Annotated in this window: 15 protein-coding genes; 7 read left to right on the forward strand and 8 right to left on the reverse strand. The window is 67.8% G+C overall.

The genetic code is table 11. The features are described 5' to 3' along the window. Nucleotides 1-102: 102 nt before the first annotated feature. The gene (locus Q0A15_RS01585; RefSeq protein WP_291277789.1) at nt 103-1587 is read right to left on the reverse strand and encodes an NAD-dependent succinate-semialdehyde dehydrogenase; all 1485 of its coding nucleotides are present in this window, start codon (nt 1585-1587) and stop codon (nt 103-105) included. A 228-nt stretch (nt 1588-1815) separates the two neighbouring features. Further along, nucleotides 1816-2685, reverse strand: coding sequence for a 16S rRNA (cytidine(1402)-2'-O)-methyltransferase (rsmI, locus tag Q0A15_RS01590; RefSeq protein WP_291277790.1), 870 nt, complete (start codon nt 2683-2685; stop codon nt 1816-1818). A gap of 117 nt (nt 2686-2802) precedes the next feature. On the opposite strand from rsmI, the gene Q0A15_RS01595 reads away from it, so the two are divergent. After that, nucleotides 2803-4413 (forward strand): phospholipid carrier-dependent glycosyltransferase, encoded by a 1611-nt coding sequence (locus Q0A15_RS01595; protein ID WP_291277791.1) that lies wholly within the window; start codon nt 2803-2805, stop codon nt 4411-4413. 36 nt (nt 4414-4449) lie between these two features. Here the strand turns inward: Q0A15_RS01595 and Q0A15_RS01600 are convergent, their stop codons facing one another. Both Q0A15_RS01600 and Q0A15_RS01605 read right to left on the reverse strand, forming a co-directional pair. Further along, the gene (locus Q0A15_RS01600; protein WP_291277792.1) at nt 4450-5874 is read right to left on the reverse strand and encodes a TIGR01906 family membrane protein; all 1425 of its coding nucleotides are present in this window, start codon (nt 5872-5874) and stop codon (nt 4450-4452) included. A gap of 12 nt (nt 5875-5886) precedes the next feature. After that, nucleotides 5887-6339, reverse strand: coding sequence for a DUF3499 domain-containing protein (locus Q0A15_RS01605; protein WP_291277793.1), 453 nt, complete (start codon nt 6337-6339; stop codon nt 5887-5889). A gap of 108 nt (nt 6340-6447) precedes the next feature. Between Q0A15_RS01605 and Q0A15_RS01610 the strand changes: the two genes are divergently transcribed. Further along, nucleotides 6448-6942 carry a metallopeptidase family protein gene (locus Q0A15_RS01610; RefSeq protein WP_291277794.1) on the forward strand — a complete coding sequence of 165 codons (495 nt, stop codon included), beginning with the start codon at nt 6448-6450 and terminating at the stop codon, nt 6940-6942. 66 nt (nt 6943-7008) lie between these two features. On the opposite strand, the gene Q0A15_RS01615 is transcribed toward Q0A15_RS01610, so the two are convergent. The 3 genes from Q0A15_RS01615 to Q0A15_RS01625 are packed head-to-tail and all read right to left on the reverse strand — an operon-like array spanning nt 7009 to nt 13036. Further along, nucleotides 7009-9180: a DUF5719 family protein gene (locus tag Q0A15_RS01615; protein ID WP_291277795.1), complete on the reverse strand. Its 2172-nt coding sequence runs from the start codon at nt 9178-9180 to the stop codon at nt 7009-7011. Next, nucleotides 9177-12491, reverse strand: a complete 3315-nt coding sequence (locus tag Q0A15_RS01620) for a glycosyltransferase family 2 protein (protein ID WP_367273346.1) — start codon at nt 12489-12491, stop codon at nt 9177-9179. The genes Q0A15_RS01615 and Q0A15_RS01620 overlap by 4 nt, the downstream gene beginning before the upstream one ends. Then, entirely contained in the window at nt 12488-13036 is a 549-nt protein-coding gene (locus Q0A15_RS01625) for a WhiB family transcriptional regulator (RefSeq protein WP_291277796.1), read from the reverse strand. Before Q0A15_RS01625 ends, Q0A15_RS01620 begins: the two co-directional genes overlap by 4 nt. Before the next feature lie 245 nt (nt 13037-13281). Between Q0A15_RS01625 and Q0A15_RS01630 the strand changes: the two genes are divergently transcribed. Beyond that, complete coding sequence (locus tag Q0A15_RS01630) at nt 13282-13998, forward strand: TIGR03089 family protein (protein WP_291277797.1); 717 nt, start codon at nt 13282-13284, stop codon at nt 13996-13998. 19 nt (nt 13999-14017) lie between these two features. On the opposite strand, the gene Q0A15_RS01635 is transcribed toward Q0A15_RS01630, so the two are convergent. Beyond that, nucleotides 14018-14677 (reverse strand): GtrA family protein, encoded by a 660-nt coding sequence (locus tag Q0A15_RS01635; protein WP_291277798.1) that lies wholly within the window; start codon nt 14675-14677, stop codon nt 14018-14020. Between the two features lie 154 nt (nt 14678-14831). Here Q0A15_RS01635 and Q0A15_RS01640 point away from each other — a divergent pair, with 154 nt between their 5' ends. From Q0A15_RS01640 to manA, 4 genes are all read left to right on the forward strand, one after another. Further along, nucleotides 14832-15980 carry a 5-(carboxyamino)imidazole ribonucleotide synthase gene (locus Q0A15_RS01640; RefSeq protein ID WP_367273345.1) on the forward strand — a complete coding sequence of 383 codons (1149 nt, stop codon included), beginning with the start codon at nt 14832-14834 and terminating at the stop codon, nt 15978-15980. A 187-nt stretch (nt 15981-16167) separates the two neighbouring features. Next, the gene (gene purE, locus Q0A15_RS01645) at nt 16168-16677 is read left to right on the forward strand and encodes a 5-(carboxyamino)imidazole ribonucleotide mutase (protein WP_291277814.1); all 510 of its coding nucleotides are present in this window, start codon (nt 16168-16170) and stop codon (nt 16675-16677) included. Continuing rightward, complete coding sequence (locus tag Q0A15_RS01650) at nt 16674-18317, forward strand: LCP family protein (protein ID WP_291277799.1); 1644 nt, start codon at nt 16674-16676, stop codon at nt 18315-18317. Before purE ends, Q0A15_RS01650 begins: the two co-directional genes overlap by 4 nt. Nucleotides 18318-18346: 29 nt before the next feature. Beyond that, a complete protein-coding gene (manA, locus tag Q0A15_RS01655; RefSeq protein ID WP_291277800.1) occupies nt 18347-19615 on the forward strand; it encodes a mannose-6-phosphate isomerase, class I in 1269 nt (422 codons plus the stop codon). Nucleotides 19616-19627: the final 12 nt, after the last annotated feature.

Genomic DNA, 19627 nt, shown 5'->3' on the forward strand with positions numbered 1-19627 from the left:
CCACCCCGCTCCACTCTCCCCCCCCCTCCTCGCGGGGGGGGGCCACGGGTTGGGTCCCGTGGGCCCGCCCGCCGCGGGACGTCAGTTCGTCAGATCTTCAGCTCAGCGGCCCGCGTAGGGGTCGGCGATGCCGATGTACTGCACCGTGGAGTACTCCTCGATGCCCTCGGCGCCGCCCTCGCGGCCCATGCCGGACTGCTTCACGCCGCCGAAGGGTGCTGCTGCGTTGGAGATGACACCAGCGTTGAAGCCCACCAGCCCGAACTCGATCTGCTCGGAGACGCGGAACATGCGGGACACGTCAGCGGTGTACAGGTAGGAGGCCAGCCCGTACTCGGAGGCGTTGGCCAGGTCGATGGCCTCTTCCTCGGTGTGGAACGTGGTGATCGGAGCAACGGGGCCGAAGATCTCCTGGCGCAGGATCGGCGCATCGGAGGGCACGTTGTTGAGGACGGTGGGCTGGTAGAAGTAGCCGTCGCCTTCCACCTTGTCGCCGCCCACGGTGACGGTGGCGCCCTGCTCAACGGCGGTGGTCACGAAGGCGTGCACCTCGTCGCGGGCCTTCTCCTCGATGAGCGGGCCCACCGTGGTGTCCGGCTCGGTACCGCGGCCAGGCTTGAGCGCTGCCATGGCCTCGCCGAACTTCTTGGCGAACTCGTCTGCCACGGTGTCCTGGACGATGAAGCGGTTGGCGGCCGTGCAGGCCTCGCCCATGTTGCGCATCTTGGCGGCCATGGCACCCTCGACAGCGGCATCCAGGTCGGCGTCCTCGAACACCAGGAAGGGAGCATTGCCGCCCAGTTCCATGGAGGTCCTCAGCACGTTGTCCGCTGCGTCCTTGAGCAACTGCACACCGACGGGGGTGGATCCGGTGAAGGAAACCTTGCGCAGGCGGTGGTCCTTCATCAGCGGACCGGAGATCTTGGACGCCGAGCAACCGGAGACCACGTTGAGCACACCTGCGGGCACGCCGGCCTCCAACATCACGGCAGCGAAGAGCTGCGAGGTGAGCGGGGTGAGCTTGGCTGGCTTGAGCACCATGGTGCAACCTGCGGCGATCGCCGGGCCCACCTTGCGGGTGGCCATGGCCAGCGGGAAGTTCCACGGGGTGATCAACAGGCAGGGGCCCACGGGCTTGTGGTGCACCAGGATCTTGTTCTTGCCCTCAGGCGTGGTGACGTAGCGGCCGTAGTGACGCACGGCCTCCTCGGAGAACCAACGCATGAACTCGTTGCCGTAGGTGACCTCGCCCAGCGCCTCGGAGTAGGGCTTGCCCATCTCCAGGGTCATGATCAGGGCGAAGTCGTCGCGACGTTCGTTGATCATGTCGAAGGCGCGGCGCAAGATGTCGGCGCGGAAACGAGGCGAGGTCAGCGCCCACTCGCGCTGAGCTGCATCGGCTGCATCGAGTGCGGCGACCGCGTCATCGCTCGTAGCGGAGGCCAGAGTGGCCAGGACCTTGCCGGTGGCGGGGTCCAGCACGTCGTACGTGCCTCCGTCAGAGGCGTCGCGCCACTCACCATTGATGAGCAGGCCCTTGGGAATGGAAGCGAGCAGTTCCGCCTCGCGTTCAGCGGTCACGTTCATCGTCTCTCCTTGATGTCGCCGTCGACGGATCGTATGGGTATACGGATCGTATTAAGTATGAAGGCTACATGCGCGTGTACCCCGTCACGCAGCAATCGTATACGTTCGATGGGGGTCTGGCACCGTGATGATCCTCAGATGACGAGAGGGTACCGACACGATCCAGCATGCAGCCACCTGAAATGGGCCGGTACCGATGTACACGGTCGACCAGGGGGCTGGCGCGGGTCAGGAGCGGGACTCGAGTACCGCCTGATACAGCTCCCGCTTCGAGGCACCGGTATCCGTCGCGACCTGTTGGCAGGCGTCCTTCAGGCGAATCCCCGTGGACACGAGGGCCTCCACCCGATCCACCAACTGGGCCGGATCGGCCGCCGCCGGCGGCTCCGCGCCGGAGACCACCAGCACGATCTCCCCGCGTGGGGCGTCCTCCCGCACGCCGTCCAGCAGGGAGCCAAGGTCGCCTCGCCGGAACTGCTCGAAGAGCTTGGTCAGTTCCCGAGCCAGCACCGCCGGCCTGTCGTTGCCGAACGCCGCCGCAAGCGCCTCAAGGGTGGCCTCGATCCGGTGCGGGGCCTCGTAGAAGAGCATGGTTCGCTCCTCACCGGCCAGCTGCTTCAGCCGCTGATTGCGCTCCCCCGGCTTGCGAGGCAGGAACCCTTCGAAGGTGAAGCGATCCGACGGCAAACCGGAACCGGCCAACGCAGTCAGTGCGGCGGACGGCCCCGGGACCACGGAGACGGGGACCTCGCTCGCAGCGGCGGCCTCGACCACCCGGAACCCTGGGTCGGACACGGTCGGCATACCGGCATCCGACACGACCACCACGCGTTCGCCGCGTTGGGCTGCCTCCACGAGTTCCGTGGCACGGTCGGCCTCGTTGTGTTCGTGGTAGGCCACCGCCCTCCCCTGCAACGTCAGGCCCAGCCCGGAGAGCAGATGATGCAGGTGCCTGGTGTCCTCAGCCGCGACGACGTCGGCCTCGGCCAGTTCACGACGCAACCGTGGCGAGGCATCCTCGAGGTTGCCGATGGGGGTGCCCGCCAGGACGATTGCGCCACGCTCGGAGGGCTCGTGTGCGCCAGAGTTCTTCTTCACGCCCTCAACCCTACTCAAGCGCGGCATCGCCGACCGAGTTGACCCCCAACCGGCCGGCTACCTGACGGCCTGCGCCCTTCCTGCCGACACCCCGACGGTAAAGTGTCGGGGGTGACCATGACCTCTGCGCAGCCTCGCACTCACCGGACGTCACCGGTATCGCAGACCACGCCGACGGAGGCCTTCTCGCCCCGGTCTCTCATGCTGCGCCTGACGGGTACCGTCACCGGACGCCTGCAGGACGTCATGGGTCCGACCCGCTACTGGATCGTCTTGGCACTCACGGCCTTCGCGGCACTGCTGCGCTTCTGGAACCTGGGCCATCCGGACAAGATCATCTTCGACGAGACCTACTACGTCAAGGACGCCTGGTCCTACCTTCACTTCGGCTACGAACGCGAGTGGCCCAAGGACATCAACGAGGACTTCGCCGCAGGCTCAGCCAGCCCGTCGGCCGACCCCGAATACGTGGTTCATCCACCCCTGGGCAAGTGGATCCTTGCGCTGGGTATGGCGGTCTTCGGAACCGACAACGGCTTCGGCTGGCGGGCCGGAGCCGCGGCCGCAGGAACCCTGGCCGTGCTCTTCACCATGCTGGCCGCCCTGCGCCTGTTCAAGAGGGTCTGGCCGGCCGCCCTTGTGGGCCTGTTCATGGCCGTGGACGGGCAGCAGCTTGTGCTCTCCCGCACCGGCATCCTCGACATCTTCATCACCCTCTTCGTGACCTCCAGTCTCTATCTCGCCCTCGTCGACAGGGATGCGGGACGACGAAAGCTGGCCGCCCTCGTCGGGCATGCTGCGGGCGCCGGAGGCGTCCCGTCCAAGGACTTCCTCAAGTGGGGCCCGTGGATGGGCTGGCGACCATGGCGCCTGGCGTTGGGCGTCAGCCTCGGCTGCCTCTGTGCGGTGAAGTGGTCCGGGCTGTGGTTCGTGGTGGTGTTCGGGCTGCTGGTGGTCTGGTGGGACTGCCAGGCCAGGCGCACCGCAGGCATCCGGTCCTGGCTGCCCTCCGGCGTCGTCAAGGACGGCCTGACCGGGTTCGTGCAGATCATCCCCACCGCACTCATCACGTACGTGCTCACCTGGACCGGGTGGTTCCTCAACTCCGGGGCCTACGGGCACGGGCGCACCGGGCACGGCGCCCTACTCGACCTCTGGGACTATCACCAGCAGGCCTACGCCTTCCACACGGGACTCAGCAGCCCGCATTCCGCACAGTCCAACGCCTGGACCTGGCCCTTCGTTGGCCACCCGGTGCTGATGCTCTACGACACCGACAAGGACGACGGCGTGCCCTGCGCCCGCGGGCGCGAATGTGTGCAGGTCGTCACCGACCTCTCCAACCCCATCCTCTGGTGGGCAGGCACCATCGCCGCGCTGGTGGCCCTGTGGATGTTCCTCGGGCGACGCGACTGGCGCGCCCTGACCATCCTTGCCGGCTTCGTGGCCGGCTGGGTCCCGTGGTTGTTCTACCCGGAGCGCACCATGTTCGTGTTCTACACCTCCGGCTACCAGCCCTTCGCCGTGCTGGCCGTGGTGTACGCACTCTGGCTGCTGTGTTTCCCGCCCGGCGCCACCGCACAACGCATCAGGACCGGAGTGCTCATCACCGCAGCCTTCACCGCGTTGGTGCTGCTGGCATCCTGGTGGTTCTGGCCGGTATGGACCGGAGAGACCATCTCCCCGATCTCCTACCGCCTGCGCATGTGGCTACCGAACTGGCCGTGATCCGAGACTGGCCGTGGTCCGAGAACGAGGGCGGACTCAGCCCATCCGATAGACGCGGGCGGCCTGCTTGTTGCGGGAGGCCTCACGGCGGCGACGGGTGGGCCAGGTGGCCCACAGCACCACCGCGGAGACGATCACGCCGATGGCGGCCAGCACCACAGCTGCGTCGACCCAGAACTGCGGCGGGTAGAGCCGGATCAGCGTGTCATCCATGTAGAACTCCCAGTTGCCACCTGAGAAGAACAGACGATGGAAGTCGGTGAAGAACGCGTCCCAGCCCACGGCACCGAGGACACCGAGGACCAGCAACACGCCCACGGTGGCCCAGGCACCGGCGAACAGTCCACGGCGGACGCCGCCCGCATAGCGGACACGCAGCACCAGGACGGAGATCACGATGACCAGCAGTGCCAGGCATGCCACCAGGTAGGCGATATGGATCAAGGACTGTACGTCCGCCATGTGACCCACCTCCGTGTCCTTGAACAGCTGGGGCTCCGCCAGGGTCCGGTTTCCTTCGGGTGTCTGTAGGTCGCCCAGGTATGAGCGTCCGGCGAACCCGTTGATGTAGTTCAGGCCGTAGGAACCCAGTGTGGTGCGCTCTGCGGCGTCGAAGCCGTAGGGGTCCACCGGGAAGCCGGGGCGGTGGTATTCGATCCACAGGAAGGCGCCCGAGGCCACGGCGCGTACGGCCCCGATGAGCACCACGAACGGCGTCAGGATCGCGATGACGTACTGCAGGATCTTGGAGAAGACCCGCTTGGTCTGCGGCTCGGTGACGAATTCTGCGTCTTCGGTGACGCCTGGGACGCCGGCGTCGGTCTCCGGCTTGCCTTCGTTCTGCTGAGCGGCCTCTGCTGGTGGAGTCAGCACGGCGGTGGCCGCGAAGGGCGGTTCCTCAGGTTCGCGGATGGGATTGGCCAGGGTCTGGTCCTGCTCGCCCTTTTCTTGCGCGGCGGTGGGCGAGCTTGCGCCGGGCGTGGGAGCCTTCGACGGCTCCTGGCCGGACGTGCCGGTCACTGCGTCCATGGCCTGAGTCTCAGGTCCTGAGTCCTCGACGGAGGAGGCGGCCTCGTAGCGGGCCAGACGTGCACGCCGCATCTGAGCCGCACGTTCCTGAAGCGACGGCGGCGCGGTGGCCCCGGCGAAGTCGTCGGATTCGAAGAGTTCGGGCTCCGGTTGGCTCAACGCGGCCGTCGCTGACGCCGGCTCCACCTTGGAGGCGGGCTTCGCCTCGGGCTCGGCCGCGGCTTCCTCGACGGCCTGATCCGACGTCGTGTCCGACGTCTGATTCGCCGACCGGTCAGCCGACTGCTTCGCCGGCTGGTCAGCGACAGCATCGTCGGCCGTGGCGGTGGCGTCCACAGCAGGAGCCTCGGCGGGGTCCACCACGGGGCCAACGGAACCCTCGGTGGGCTCCTCGCTGGGGTGCTGCGGCGTGGGCTCGTCATTCTGGCTCATGCTGGTGCGGCCTCAATCCTTCTCGGGGTCGTTACGTGGCCCCTGATCCTCGTCCGGATCCGACTCGTCACTGCTGACGGTGTCGGAGCGGGGGACCAGGTGTAGTCCGGGCTTGGCCGGCGGCGGTGCTTCTTCACCACCGAGACGGTCCCGGGTGCGTCGAGGTGCAAGGCGATCCATGGTCGCGGCGTCACGTACCTGTGCCTGATGCACGGCGTCTGCCAGGGCGTAGACGTCATCCTGGGCGATGACACGGCGAGGCTCGGGGATCTCCAGGCGGACGATCTCCCACCCGCGGGGTGCCGTGAAGCGGTCCACGTGGTGGGCGCAGAGATCATAGACGTGCGGCTCGGGCATCCTGGCCAGCGGGCCCAACACCACCGTGGAGTCGGCATAGACATAGGTCAGGGTCGCCACGGCGGGCCGGCCGCAGCCTTGACGAGAGCACAAGCGAGACGATTCCACCCGTCCAGGGTACTCGTCCGCCGCCCGCAACAGCGTGGTGAACCGCCGAGTGTTGGACCATATCGGGGAGGGTTCCGCCACAGCCGTCAGTGGCTATGCTCGGGTGTCATGAGCGCACGTTTCGACCTTCAGCCCGAGGCCGCCAGACCTGGTCTGCGCCGGGCCGGTCACGGTCGACGCCGGGATCGCCGAGGCAGGGCCGGGCGCGGAAGCCTGCTTCCCCCGGATGCCCCGGCCGCCCTGTCCCGTGACGAGTTGTTCGAGGACATGGTCTCGGCCTCCGTGGAACGTTTGCAGGCGCACGTCGGGGACGAGATCAGCCATCTGGAATTCTTCGTCTCCATGGCCCCTGACGCGGACATGCTGCTGGAAGAGAAGCTGGGGCCGGGCGAGTTCCCGCTCGGTTCGGTCACGCGCCCCAACCGGCGGCACAAGGCTCGGCTGGAGATCTTCAGGAAACCGGTCGAATCATTGGCAGGCAGCCGTGAGGCCCTACCGTGGACGGTCTTCGACGTGGTCGTGGAGCTCGTGGCCGACTATGTCAGCATGCCGCCGGAGCAGATCCATCCCGACTATCGGGGACACCACCGCCGCGACGACTGACCACACACCGGTGCGGCTGGACGAACACCGATTCAACTGACCGAACACCGGTTCAGGGGACCCGGCTCAGGGCAGCACATCCACCTGGGTGGTGCCCGGGGCCAGCGGCAGCTGCTGCACCGCGGTGTAACCGATCCCGGAATCGCCCGAGGTACTGGCCATGGAGGCGTAGACCGTGCCGGACGTCCCGGCGATCCTGAGGCCGGCCGGGTTCCCGAGATCCTTCATGGACCTCGCTGCGATGGCGCCTTCCTTGACCTCCACGGTGGCGGCCTTGCCCGGCTCGCCATCTGCGTTCACCGGCACCACGGTGACGGTGCCGTCACCGTCGACCGCGGTCATTCGCAGTGAGGCGTCACCCCTGGTGGGTACCGCCACGAACTGATCGGTGGAGAGCGCCGGGGTGGCAACGACGTAGCCCACATCCCGCGCCGACTTGGGATCCGTGCCCTTCATGGTCCTGGCGGTCGCGACGATGGAATCGCTTCCCGCCACTTCGATGCTCCAGGTTCCGGCCTTCAATGAGCTGAGATCCACACCGAGCACCCCATTGGCAGGGACCTCCGCCGCGGACTCGAGCTCAGTGGCCTTTCCGTCCTGATCGCGCGCCACGACGGAGACCTGGGTACCGGCTCCGGTGGCGTCGGCGATCTGCACCTGCGGGTTCTGGTCGCCTGCACTCTCGGAACGCCCCAACTTCGTTGAGGCTTCTTTGCCAGGAACCGACACACCGGTCATGACCTGCGTGGTGTCGGGGCTACCGGCGGTGATGGTGTCGATCCCACCCGGGGTGGTGCCCCGCAACACCGACTGGTTGATGGAGGCCGAGACCGGAGCTCCGGAGGATTCCACCTTCACGGCGGAGGCCTCGGCATCGACAGCCGTACCTCCCAGGTTCAGCGATCTGGTTTCACCGGCCTCGAGCGTGAAGGACTGGATGGCGCCGGTCGAGACCTCACCGTCCTTGGTGTAGACGGTCGCGGACAGCCCCGCCGGGGTGTCGGACGGGTTGGTCACCGACAGCACGGCGGTGTGACCCACCGTGGTGGTGGCTCCCGTGAGCCACACGGTGTTGGACGTCGGCGCGCAGCCGGGTGCCGCGAATCCGGTCAGGTCGCCGGAGCCCTGCTGGATGGTGCGGGTCGCCGCTGCCGGCGACGGCGAGCCTCCCAGCGGTTGCACCTTCACCCAGGACGCCTGCGCGGCTTCGATCGCCCGATCCACCACGCCCTTGACGCCACTGTAGCCGTCGGCTGCCTGCGCGGCGTCACCGTCGGCCGCCTCGTCAGCAGGCAGATCCTTGCTGAGCTCCTTGACGGTGCGGTCGTCGGAGAGCACCGTCACGCCCGGGATCCGCTGAGCCTGATCGCCTTGGGCCATCACCGACAGGCTGGAGCCCGCCTTCTGCGCTCCGGAGTCGTAGGCCTGGTCGCTCGTGGCCTCCTCCCCCACGCGCTGCACCGTGGGCGGGCACACGTAGGTTGAGGTCCCCGCGCCCGATCGAACGCTCGGAATGCTGGACTCGTGTTGTGCGGCCTCGGGGACGAAGCGCGGCGTCACGGCGGCGGCCGCCACCGCAGCCACCAGTAAGGCGCCGCCCGTGATCCCCAGGGCCGTGCGGAAACGCCGCTTCGCCTGACCCGGATGGTCCTTGTCCGACGGCGATGCTTCAGTGTCCGACGACGCGGCGGCGCCCGCCGTCGCGTCCTCCTCGGCGGCGTCCTCGGCGGGTTCGTCCGTCTCCTCTGCCGCGGCTTCGACTTCTTCGGGCCGGTCCTCAGCCGCGTCGGCAGGCGCTACGGAGTCGGCGGGCTCTGACTCTGGATCAGACTCAGACTCAGACTCAGACTCAGACTCAGAGGCAGAGGCAGAGGCAGAGGCAGAGGCAGTTTCCGGCTCCTCAGCCGATTCCTCAACCCGATCAGCCGCCTCAGCGTCTGACGTCTCTGCGTCAGTGTCTGCCGTCGCAGTCTCGGCCGCGCCGGTCCCGGCGGCATCAGCGTCTGCCGCTTCGGTGCCCGCGGTCTCTACAGGCGCCTGGTCCGCGTTTGGTTCGGTGACCTCGCCCTGTTCGACCTCACCCTGTTGGGGCTCGTCCTCGGTGGTTTCCGGCTGGGGCGCGGACGCCGGCTCCACGACGGGGTCCTGGGCGGGCTCGGCTGCAGACAGTTGGCCGGCTTCGGGCGGATTAGCGCCTTCTTGCCGCCGATCGTGGCGGGGATCTTCGTCGCTGCTCATGCTTCCTCCTCCGCGGCCTGCTGGTGCTCCTCGTCCGTGTCCGAGTCCTCGTCCTTGCGACGTTGCGCCACCGTGGGTCGATAGGTGCGTTGGGTGCGTGCGTCCACCCTCCAGGCACGTGGGACGGGGATGATGGAGAGCAGGGAGACCAGCAACGCCAGGGACAACGCCGTCAGCCAGACCCAGGTCCACGGCTCGGAGCGGTGAATGCTCAAGGTACCGCCGGAGGCAGGAACCTCCCAGGCCTGAGCCCAACCGTGCTCGGTGGCTGCGAGTTCCTTGCCGTTGATGGTGGCCTTCCACGCGGAGTCGGCGCGTTCGGAGAGCACCAGCACCCTGTCAGAGTCTCCGGAGGCGACGCGAACGCGATCCACGGTGCCTGCCTGGTTCTCGATCAGGGCCTGAGGCCTCCCGTCAGCCGACACGATGCGCACGCGAGACGTAGAGGAACCGGATTCGGCGACCTCGTCCGATGCACCGGCCGCAGTGTCCACCCACCAGATCCAGGACTGGTCCTTGGTGGACCGGCCCACCGGGGACAACCCGGGAACCGAATCCAACAGCTCGGAGAGCACCTCCGCGCCCGTTCCGTCCGAGGTCAGGACCACCGAAGAGACCGCGAGGTCGGCGAGGTCACTTCGCACGTCGGTCCCCTCACCGGAGGCGAGTGCGGCGACGACCTCGCGTACCGCAGTGGTCCCGTCGTCGGCCTTGGCACGCTGCGTGGTGTGGGGCAGGAACGCATTGCCCTTGAGCTTGTTGGCGGCCACCGTCGCGGAGAGATCCTCCAGGCGCGTACCGGCGCCGTCAGCGACCTCGGCCGTGATCCGCCCGTCCTTGGAGACCTCCAGGCTGAGGGTGCGCTGCTGCAGGGGCCCGGTTCCGCGGTCTGCGCTGGTGGCGGGCAGCTCCGAGGCATCTCCCTTGTTCACGAGAGCCGCGGTGGAAAGCGTGTTCACGGCGTCCTGGTCCTGGATCAGGCGCGGCGCCACCCACACCACCGATGCGGCGAGGGTACCCAGCGCCAGGATCGTGGTGAGTCCCCGGCGGAAACTCGTTGCGGCAATCCGCCTGCCCGCCATGAGATCGCGCCCGGACCCTGCTGCGTACAGCACGGCAAGGACGAACGCCGAGACGAAGGATCCGGTGAACGGGCCGACAGTGCTCTCCCCCACCACGGTGGAGTGCAGCCGTGCTGCCGCCACGCCACCGGCCAAGGTGACCAGGCCGATCAGCATCACCGTGCGGGCCACCGCACTGCGTGGTGCCAGGAGGGCGGGTAGCGCGAAGAGCGCCAACGGGATCACCACTGCGGCCAGTGCGGCCCAGATCCACCCGGAGCCGAGCACCTGCAGACCGGGAAGGTCTGCGGACGTGTCCACCGCCAGCGGCCACCCCAGCAGCTGCTGCCAGACCGGTGCAGGATCGGCGGCCAGAGGAAGTCCGGGCTGAACCAAGAGCGCCCGCGGCGAGCTCAAGGCATGGAGGAACAACGGAGCAGCAAGGGCCAGCGCCGGGATCGGGACCCACCACAGGTTCCTTGAGCGCCGCGACACGAACGCCGCGATGAGGCAGCCGAGCACCAGCACCACGATGAGCAGCGGCTCCGCGGCAACGACCACCGCCGCCAACAGGGAGGCGGCGGCCGTGGCGGCCCAGGACGGTGTGCCTCCGGTACCCGGGACGTGCCCACCCACGGTGTCGGTCCGCGCGGCGCCGACGGCCCGGATGAGGGCCAAGAACAACAGTGGCAGCACTACGTGCACCACAACGGTGCCGGCCAGCCCCTGGGAGAGCGCGACCAGGAGCGAGGGGCTCAGGGAGAAGGCAACGGCACCGAAGAAACGGAATCCACTTGAGGAGGTGACCGCACCGAGCGCGAACCATGCGGTCAGGGCCGCCAGTGGCATGGCGATCAGCCACAGCACGGCACCAGCCTCCTGGGCGTGTCCGGCGGTCACCAGCTGCAGCAGCCAGATCAGCAGATCGAAGGGGTCCGGCGGCGCGGAGGTGCCCAGACCAGGCGGTTGGACGAAGTCGGTGGCACGCGACCAGGCCTCGCCGATCACGGTGCCGGGGGCCAGCAGGGAACCGCCTGAAATGACGGAGGCACCCAGCAGCTTGTACATGCCGAGGACGGACAGCGCCGCAGAGATCAGAACGGCAATCAGGCCGCCGGTGGCTGATCCCGCCGGGCGTGGACCCTCGTCCAGGGCCTCGAAGTCGTCGTCGCCGCCGGAGGCCTCACGTTTGGGCTGCGCTGCAGTGGTGGAATGCGGTGCATCCGGTAGCAGCCGTTCCTCCCGTAGCGTCCGGGTCCGATCCCGAACCTGGGCAGGGGTGGCCAGCAAGGACTTGATCACGCCGGAAGGAACGCGTTTGTTGCGAGCAACGTCACGGCGACCGGAGAGCACCTTGCCGAGCCTGGCGATGCCGGTGAAGCCGGCGCCGACCTCGGTGGCCGCACCCCGCGGGTCCTTGGCCACGAATCGTCCGAGCGCCCGCCCCAGGCCGGCCACGATCATCCAGACGGCCAGGAAGGGAGCCGCGAAGCCGGGGGCGTACTTCAGGCGGGTGTAGGCCGCCGCTCGCGCCTCGACACGCGGGCCTGTCACGGCCTCCACCGAGTCCGGCTGGTGTTCCATCGCGGCATCCGGCACCAACAGCACGCGGTGACCGGCCAGCCACATCCGGCGGCCGAGGTCGACGTCGTCTCCGATTCCAGGCAGCGCCTGGTCGAAACCACCCAGGGCCTGGAGCACGTCGCGTCGCACCAGCATCCCTGCCGTGCTGACGCCGAGCGTGTCGGAGACGGAGTCGTACTGGCCCTGGTCCACCTCGTCGGTACCCACCCGGCTGAAGCGGTGACCTGTGGTGGTCAGGGTGGCGCCCACCTCGAGCAGGCGTTCGGGACGGGTGGCGTCGAGTTGCTTGGGGCCTGCGACGGTGGCTGAAGGTGCCTTCTCCACCGCGTCGAGCAGACGTTCCAGGGTGTCCGGACGTGGGGCGCTGTCATCGTGCAGCAGCCACAACCACTCCGTGACCCCCTCCGAGCGGGTGGAGGGGAGATGGTCCAACGCGGCACGCACCGCCTGGCCGAAGGATTTACCGGGCACGTCGAGGATCACCGAGTCCTCCGGCAGCCCCGCCATCAATCTGGTGCGGGAATCATCCACCGATCCCGCGTCGACCCCGAGGCACAGTTCTGGAGCCCGCGTCTGCGAGCGCAGCCCGTCCAGGGTCGCGTCGACGAAGGGTGCGCCGTCATGGGTGACGACAAGGGCTGTGACCAGATTCGCGCCAGGAATCAGTTTGCTCGCTTTCTCAGGCGACGGCGTTCACGCTCCGAGAGCCCTCCCCAGATCCCGAAACGTTCGTCGTTGTCCAACGCGTAGTCCAGGCATTCCTGCCGAACGGTGCAGGAGGAGCACACCTTCTTGGCGTCCCGCGTGGAGCCGCCCTTCTCAGGGAAGAAGGCCTCGGGATCGGTCTGGGCGCACAGGGCCTCGGTCTGCCAGCCGAGTTCCCCTTCTTCCTGTTCGGAGAGGAAACCTTCCAGAGGGATCCAGACCTTCTGCGGCGACTGCGCCTCGAAGAGTTCGTCCTCGGAGTCGTCGGTGTCGTCCTCCGGTGTTGGGAGGTCGGTCACCGGTGCGATCCGGTCCTGCAGTTCATGTGGACGGGCGTGGGAGGACAGGAATGCCGTGGCGGCGTCCTCCAAGCTGGCCGAGTCGTAACGTTCGGCCGCTTCCGGATCAACAGGATCCAGGAACCAGTCCTGCGGCACCCTGGGGGTCCGGGATGCGCGGGCCGGAGCGGATGCTCGCTCTGCGCCGTTCCTCTCGCTGTTCCCCACTTGCGTCACGTACCTTCCGGTCTAGCTGATGCTTACCACGTTGGTTCCGGGACCGGTCAAGGTTCCCAAACGCTGTCCTTCATGGTTTGGACTCCGGTGCCGGAGCCGGTCGAAAGTCGACCTCACTCCTGTAATTACACTTGTGTAAGTCGAGCACGTCAAATGCTTCTTTTGCTTCAATCTCGGCGCAGGGGAGCCTTCCGGCCCTTCAACCAGCCCGAAACCTCGAATCCTTGGAGAAACCTATGAGTGCACTTGCCCCACCCCTTGACCTGCTCACGCGGCGTGGAGGCAGTCCTCGGCCGTTGTTGGTGGATGCCTCCTTGCCGCCGGCTCGGGTGGAGCTCAGCGGGCGAGTACTCGCCAATTGGTGGGCCAAGAACCTCGGTCTGCTCAGCACCGAGTTCTCTCTGGGGCCCGGTGACCGGGTGGAGATCCAGGCCGCCGCCTCCTGGCGCACCGTCCCGCTGGCTCTGTCCGCCCTGACCCTGGGAGCCACCGTCTCGGAGAACTCCGTGGAGGCCGCGGACGCGGACCTCGTCATCACGGATCACCTCGATGACGAGATCCTGGCGGCCCCCGAGGTGCTGGCGGTCGCCACCGAACCCCTGGCTCTGGACTTCGGCGCCGCCCTGCCCGCCGGCGTGGTGGACCACGCCGCTGAAGTGCGCGCCCACCCGGATCAGCCCATGTTCGACGCATCGGCGGCGGCTTCCAGCCGCCTCTCGCCCGCCCCGGGCGAGGAACCCACAGCGGGGCTGGACTGGCTGGCGGACGCCGCCCACAGGCCGTCGGGCATTGACCAGGTGGTCTCGCTGTCCACGGGTCATGGGGTCCTGGCGGCGGCAATCCAGGTCCTCGCCGCCGGCGAGACCGGACACGTGGTGCTCCACGCCGGGGCCACCCCGGATGAGCGGCTCGCCGCTCAGGAGGGGATCACCGCTGCCGGTCCCACCTGGTGAATGCGGCGGGCCTGTGAAGTCAGCGGGCTTGGCCGTCCTCACCGTCTGCGTCCAGCTTCCAGCCGTCGTGCCGGTCGGGTCGGCTCTCCAAGTAGCGTTCCACGGCCTCGTCACGCAGCGGCCTGCGCGGGTCGAATCCGGCCGCACCCTCCAGCTCCTGAGCCATCCCGAGGGCCTGCTCACGGGCGCCGCCACGACCTTCGCGGCTGCGCGGCGCGGTTTCGGGCTCGGTCTTCCCGGAGTCCCCCGTGAAGACCCAGTACTTGTAGGCCAGGTACCGGAAGATGGTGCCGAGCACCAGGCCGACGATGGAGCCCGAGACGAACATGGCCCACTGCGAATTCATGTCCAGGATGTACTTGGTGAAGGCCACACAGCCGGTCGCGATGAGCAGGCCGATCACATTCATGACGACGAAGAGGACGAATTCCCGCACAACCTTGTCTTGGCGGCGGTCCTTGAACGTCCAGAAGCGGTTCGCGACCCAGGTGAACAGCGCCGCAGCGATGGAGCCCCACCCCTTGGCCCAGACCTCACCCTGATGCAGCGGGCCATTCATCAAATAGAGGTACAGGCCGGTGTCGATGATCCAGCCGAAGGTGCCGACCACACCGAACTTCGCGACCTCGCGCCACAACATGGACACCAGAGCACGAAGGCGTCGGTACAGGTTCGCCACGCTTCTGCCTCGCTCGCGTTCTCGGTTCCGGACGGCTTCATGTTATCGCCCCACCGGGTCCGTTCCCTGCAAGAGCGTCACCGCTGTGCCCCTACGTCATCTGCGGTGGGTCTGGCTGAGCGAGTACGCGTTTCGCCTCCCCCCTTCGCTAGTCTTGAGGGGTGCATACCCCCAGAATCGGAGTCATCGGCGGCGGGCAGCTGGCGCGCATGATGGCCCTGCAGCGATCAACCTCGGCATCTCCCTCAGCATCCTCTGCGAGTCCGACGATGTCTCCTCCTCCTTCGCGGTGGCCAACGCCCCCGTCGGCGACTACAAGGACCCGGAGACCGTGATGGCCTTCGCGCGGACCGTGGACGCCGTGACCTTTGACCACGAACACGTGCCCCAGGAGATCCTGCGCGCGCTCGAGGACGAGGGCATCGCCGTGCGCCCCGGCCCGGACGCACTGCGCCATGCACAGGACAAGCTCGTGATGCGTGCCGCCGTGGAACGCCTCGGCGAGCCCAACCCGGCTTGGGCCTCGGCCGAGTCCGTCGACGAGATCCTGGCCTTCGGCGACGCCAACGGCTGGCCCATCATCGCGAAGACCCCCCGCGGCGGTTACGACGGCAAGGGCGTGCGCGTCCTCCGCCGCGACGAGGTCGGCACCGTGACCGCCTGGTTGGACAACGGCGCCATCCTGCTTGAGGAGAAGGTGGACTTCGCCCGCGAGCTCTCCGTGCTCGTGGCGCGCCGCCCCTCCGGCGACGTGGCCGCCTGGCCCGTGGCTCACACCATCCAGGTGGACGGGGTGTGCGACGAGGTCATCGTCCCCGCCCCGGAGCTGGATCCAGCGGTGGCCAGTGCCGCCACCGCCACCGCCATCAAACTGGCCGGGGAGCTCGGCGTCACCGGCGTCCTCGCCGTGGAACTCTTCGAGACCCCGGGCCGCGGCCCCGGCTACCTCATCAACGAGCTCGCCATGCGCCCGCACAACACCGGGCACTGGTCCCAGAACGGCTCCGTCACCAGCCAGTTCGAACAACACCTCCGCGCCGTCCTGGACTGGCCGCTCGGGGATCCCTCCCCGCTGGCAGGACCCACCGTCATGAAGAACTACCTGGGTGGCCCCAACCAGGATCTGCACGATGCCTTCCCCGCCGCACTCGCTGCCGACCCCGGAGTGAAGGTGCACATGTACGGCAAGTCGGTGCGCCCGGGTCGCAAGATCGGCCACGTCAACGTGGTCGGTGCGCCCGGCGCCGACGTCGATCTGTTGCGCAGCCGAGCCGGCCGTGTGGCCTCGCTGATTCGCGGCTGACGCACGGCCGGTGCGGGGTCGGCTCGCGGCCGGGCAACCGGGAACGGCGGGACACGCCGTGCCGAGCCACCCGCCACGCACAGGCAGATCACGTAATCTCACCGTGTTCCCTCTCCATCGGCACCCATCCCCGTAAAGGATCCTCACCGTGACCTCCCAGTCCTCCTCCCCCGTAGTCGGCATCGTCATGGGGTCCGACTCCGACTGGCCCACCATGCGGGCCGCGGCAGATGCCCTGGACGAGTTCGGGATCGCGTACGAGGTCGGTGTGGTCTCGGCCCACCGCATGCCTCAGGAGATGATCGATTACGGCCATGAGGCACACACCCGTGGGATCCGCGTGATCATCGCGGGCGCGGGTGGCGCTGCCCATCTGCCCGGCATGCTGGCCGCAGTGACCCCGCTTCCCGTCATCGGTGTCCCCGTCCCCCTCAAGTACCTGGACGGTATGGACTCCTTGCTCTCCATCGTGCAGATGCCTGCAGGCGTTCCCGTTGCGACCGTCTCCATCGGAGGCGCCCGCAACGCCGGCCTGCTGGCCACCCGGATCCTCGGAGCCGGCGCGGATCCCGAGGCGGCGCGCCTGCGCGAGGCGCTGGTTTCCTTCTCCTCCGACCTGCGCGATGTGGCCCAGGAAAAGGGCCGCAAGCTGCTGGCGGCCCGTGAGGCCCAAGCCAACGGAACCGCCCAGGCATGAGCAACACCGTCCTGGGACCCAGCGGCCCGGTCCGCGACCCACGACGAGCAACGGCGCCCGTGCGCACCAAGCGCGCCTGGGTGCTGTGGCTGCTCACCTTCCTGATCCCGGGTGGCGCCCAGGTCGTTGCGGGCAACCGCAGGCTGGGGCGCATCGCGCTCTCCGTCACCATCACCGTCTGGGCCGCCCTCGTGGCCGCACTCCTGCTCCTGCTGATCCGGCGGGACTGGCTGATCTCCGTCATCGCGGACCCCAACGTCCAGTTGGTGGCGGCCTGGGTCCTCGCCGCGCTCGCTGTCGGTTGGGCCATCATCTTCCTCAACACCTACAGCATCATCCGCCCGGGACTGCTGGCCCCGGGGATGAAGGTCATCGTCACCGCGGCCGTGGTGATCGCCGTGGTGGTGGGTACCGGCGTACTGGGGTACGGCTCCTATGTCCTGTTCAAGGGACGCTCAGCCCTGTCCGGGATCTTCGCCTCAGGCGCCCCCATGAAGGCATCGGACGGCCGCTACAACATCCTGGTGATGGGCGGAGACGCCGGCACCGGCCGCCTCGGCCTCCGCCCCGACTCCTCCGCCGTGTGGAGCATCGACGCGAAGTCCGGACGCATCGCCGTCATCTCCATCCCCCGCAACCTGCAGAACGCGCCGTTCCCCAAGTCCTCCCCCATGCACAAGATCTACCCGGAGGGCTACAACTGCGGTGACGAGTGCATCTTCAACTCGATCTACCCCACGGTGGATCAGAAGTACAAGGACCTCTACCCAGGCACGGAATCCCCTGGTGCTCAGGCCACGATGGAGGCCGCCTCGTCCGTCACCGGACTGGACGTCGGCGCCTACGTGGTGGTGGACATGGCCGGTTTCCGCGAGCTGATCGACGCGCTGGGTGGTGTGAACATCACCGCAGGCGGCTGGGTGCCGGTCCACGGGAAGTACTGGGAAGGCACCCAGGTGCGCAATCACTGGTATTCGCCGGGCAAGCACCACTTCACCGGTCATCAGGCCCTCTGGTACGCCCGTAGCCGTGACTTCACCTCCGACTATCACCGCATCCGGCGCCAACAGTGCATCCAGCAGGCCATGATCAACCAGTTTACGCCGAGCAACGTGCTGACCAAGTTCACGGCCATCATGGAGACCGGTGAGGACGTCATCCACACCTCCCTGCCGCAGAAGCAGCTGGGCGATTTCGTCAATCTTGCAGACAAGGCCCGCAAGCATTCCTTCCTCCGGCTGACCTTGGGCGCGCCCGATTTCGGGACGGCTGCGGACAAGTTCTCCACGTACCCGGATTACGATCAGATCCACACCCGCGTGGGCCGGCTCGTGGAGCGCGCCACCGATTCCGGCGCGGCCAAGGACAAGAAGGCTGCGGAGGAGAAGAAGGCCGCGGAGGCCTCCAAGAAGGCCGAGAAGAAGTCCTCCGGTGCCTCCACCGACAGCTCCTCCGGGACGTCGTCCGGGGGTACCGCCGAGGAATCCGGCTCCGCGCTGAAGAAGAACAACGAGATCCCCACCACCCAGCCGGATGGTTCTGCGATCACCGAGGAATACCTGGTGCAATTGGAGGTCAACGGACAGACGGGTCTCATAGAACAGATCGTTCAGAACAATGACGCCTGCAAGCCTGAGTGACCCTGGATCGGGAACGGAAGAAGTGGACCATGGACAAGCTTATTTCTGCCGTACGCACGTATGCATGGGGTTCCACCACCGCCATCCCGAACCTGGTCGGCGCTGAACCGACCGGGGAGCCCCAGGCGGAGCTGTGGGTCGGCGCGCATCCTTCCGCCCCGTCGTTGCTCGTCTCCTCCGGGATGCCCCTGACCGAGGCCATCGCCGCGGATCCGCGCGCCGCGCTCGGTCCCGCTGTAGCGGCCAGAGGCGGCCGCCTGCCCTATCTCATGAAGGTCTTGGCCGCAGCAGAACCGTTGTCGCTTCAGGTTCACCCCACCCGGGCCCAGGCAGCCGCGGGATACGCTCGCGAAGAGGCCCAGGGGCCTGCGCCGGACTCCCCCACCAGGAATTACAAGGACGACCAGCACAAGCCCGAGATGATCCTGGCGTTGACCCCGTTCGATGCGCTCTCCGGGTTCCGGGACCCGGCGGAGTCGGCACAGGCCTTCAGGTGGCTCGCCGCTGAGGTCTCCGAGCCGGGGGCCTCTGCCGCCGCAGTGCGCGTGGCCGAGGCGTTGGAGAACCAGGACGCGGCAGCCGGGCTGCGCGAGGCCACCACGGCACTGCTCTCCGACGACCCCGATGTCAAGAGACTGGCCGTGTTGGGGCCGGACAGGATCGAGGCACTCATCCTGGCCGTTGCGGCAGGCTCTTCCGCCGAGCATCCCGGCCGTATCGATGCTGCCCTGCCACTGCTGCCGCGCTTGGCCCGAACGCACCCGGGCGACACCGGCGTGCTGCTCGCCCTGCTGTTGAACTTGGTGAGACTCGCCCCTGGTGAGGCCATGAGTCTGCCCGCCGGCAACATCCATGCCTACCTCGAGGGCGTCGGCGTGGAGATCATGGCCAATTCCGACAACGTGCTGCGTGGCGGTCTGACCCGCAAGCACGTCGATGTCCCGGAGTTGCTGAAGATCGTGGATTTCTGCGCCGTGACCCCGCGCCGGGTGATGCCCTTCGACCCCGTTCCTGGGCTTCAGCTCTACCTCTCGGGCTTCGACGAGTTCGATCTGGCCCGGCTCACCCACACGGAGGCCCCGGTCCGGTTACCCGGCGACGGTCCGGCGGAGGTCCTGGTGGTGGACGGCAGCCTCACGCTGACGGCTGAGGACGGCAGCCAACTCCGGCTGGAACGCGGGGACACGGCCTTCGTGCCGGCCTCCGACGAACCGGTCATGGCACAGGGCAGCATCGATGTGGACGCCTACATCGCGGTGACGGACCTGGGCGCCTACGTGGACCAGACGGGCCTCTAGCCTGGACCCGCG

The organism is Galactobacter sp., assembly GCF_022712295.1.
GTDB lineage: Bacteria > Actinomycetota > Actinomycetes > Actinomycetales > Micrococcaceae > Galactobacter.

Bases quoted from the DNA above. Each gene is read 5' to 3' on its own strand.
- Q0A15_RS01585 (WP_291277789.1), bottom strand. From the start codon at position 1,587: ATGAACGTGACCGCTGAACGCGAGGCGGAACTGCTCGCTTCCATTCCC.
- Q0A15_RS01595 (WP_291277791.1), top strand. From the start codon at position 2,803: ATGACCTCTGCGCAGCCTCGCACTCACCGGACGTCACCGGTATCGCAG.
- Q0A15_RS01600 (WP_291277792.1), bottom strand. From the start codon at position 5,874: ATGAGCCAGAATGACGAGCCCACGCCGCAGCACCCCAGCGAGGAGCCC.
- Q0A15_RS01610 (WP_291277794.1), top strand. From the start codon at position 6,448: ATGAGCGCACGTTTCGACCTTCAGCCCGAGGCCGCCAGACCTGGTCTG.
- Q0A15_RS01615 (WP_291277795.1), bottom strand. From the start codon at position 9,180: ATGAGCAGCGACGAAGATCCCCGCCACGATCGGCGGCAAGAAGGCGCT.
- Q0A15_RS01630 (WP_291277797.1), top strand. From the start codon at position 13,282: ATGAGTGCACTTGCCCCACCCCTTGACCTGCTCACGCGGCGTGGAGGC.
- purE (WP_291277814.1), top strand. From the start codon at position 16,168: ATGGGGTCCGACTCCGACTGGCCCACCATGCGGGCCGCGGCAGATGCC.
- Q0A15_RS01650 (WP_291277799.1), top strand. From the start codon at position 16,674: ATGAGCAACACCGTCCTGGGACCCAGCGGCCCGGTCCGCGACCCACGA.
- manA (WP_291277800.1), top strand. From the start codon at position 18,347: ATGGACAAGCTTATTTCTGCCGTACGCACGTATGCATGGGGTTCCACC.